The organism is Streptomyces sp. NPDC001393 (genome assembly GCF_053597455.1).
In genome coordinates, this window is sequence record NZ_JBSFIH010000170.1 from 1 (window position 1) to 1,076 (window position 1,076).

Annotated in this window: 1 pseudogene; it reads right to left on the reverse strand. The window is 70.4% G+C overall.

Annotated features, from left to right (window positions below):
* A pseudogene (locus ACWC2T_RS46120) lies at nucleotides 1–1,076 on the reverse strand (glycosyl hydrolase); the annotation flags it as partial.

The following is a 1,076-nucleotide window of genomic DNA, read 5'->3' on the forward strand; positions in this document are numbered from 1 at the left end:
TAGCCAGCGGTCTGCAGGGCGGAGCCGGACGCCTTCAGCTTGGTGTAGTCCGCGATCAGCGTCCACGGCCCGAACGGCGAACCGCTCTTCGACACATACACGCCCTTCAGCCCGCTGTCCGGGTTGGCGGCCATCTGCGCCGGGGACTGGTCGATGGCGTACAGCCGCGAGCCGTCCGCCGCCGAAGCGAACGTCATGTTGCCGACGTCGGCACTGCTGGTGGGCAGGTCACCGAGCCCGCTGACCGGCTTCCAGCTGCCGTCGTCCGCCTTCGCGTACAGCCCGTTGTAGGTGTCGCCGCCACGCCAGCCGACCGCGAGGAGAACCTTGGAGGGGTCCTTGGGATCGACGGCGATGTCGTTCGCGATGTTCTTGTACGGCGCGCTCGGGTCGTCCGCCTTCGAACCGCCCGGCAGATAGTCCGGGTTGGGTGTGAACTCGTGCGTCCACGGGCCGGACAGGGTGGTCGTGGAGTGCGACCAGACACCGGTGCTGGTCGCCGCCCACACCGTGGTGCCCGCGAACCGCAGCGCATGGATGACGGTGCTCTCCAGCTCGGCGCCGCCGACGCGGTCGCCGGGCTGGAACTGGCCGTGGCGCGGGTCCTTCAGGACGTACACACCCGTCCCCACGAAGGACGTCGCCCCGGTGTTGGACTCACCGGTCGCGTACCAGAGCCGCTTCTGGCCGTCCAGCGAGAGGGTGCCGGTCGACAGGGACGGCAGCTTGTCGGAGATCGGCTTCCAGTGCCCGCCGCCGGTCGTCGAGCGGAAGACACCGCCGTTGGCGCCGCCCGCGTACACATAGCCCTGGTCGTCGGCCGCGATGCCGGTGATCCGGCCGGTCACATAGCCCGCGCCGCCACTGGAGTTGGAGTTCACATCGCGGTAGCGGGGATCGTCGGAGTTGTACGCCCTCTTGGTGACGTGGTCCCAGCCGCCCGCCGTGTGCCTCATCGACTGCAGCTGCTGCCAGGCCGCCCCGTAGGCGCCGGGCGCGACCACGCCGGGCGCGGTGCGCGCCTCGGTGAACTGGGCGGTGGCCTCGGCGGAGTTCTCCGCCTCGTCGCCGCCGTC